Here is a 257-nt window from a genome sequence, read left to right as displayed (position 1 = left end):
TCAGTGCATCCGTAATCGACTGGATCTGGTCAAACTCACCCTGGCGGCCAGTCGAAGTCAGAGCGGAAAAAGACCCCGTGTCACCGCTTCCGCCACCACTGCTGCCGTTCGCCTGATTGCCCGTGGACGTTTCCATGCCCTTGGACATCGTAGACTTGATGGAGACCTTGCCCGGGATGGCTGCGATCTGATACATGCGGGTCACAAAGCGCGTGATGTTGATCGTCGAACCATCGAAAGACCAGTCGAGCCCGAGA

At 57.6% G+C, this 257-nt stretch carries 1 pseudogene; it reads right to left on the bottom strand.

What is annotated here, in order from left to right:
• Positions 1–257: pseudogene (locus SB822_RS58735) on the bottom strand (type II secretory pathway protein); the annotation flags it as partial.

It is taken from the genome of Paraburkholderia sp. SIMBA_054, assembly GCF_046534875.1.
GTDB classification, from domain to species: Bacteria; Pseudomonadota; Gammaproteobacteria; order Burkholderiales; family Burkholderiaceae; genus Paraburkholderia; species Paraburkholderia hospita.
Note: the sequence above shows the minus strand (reverse complement) of the source record. Positions and strands in the feature narration are given on the sequence as shown.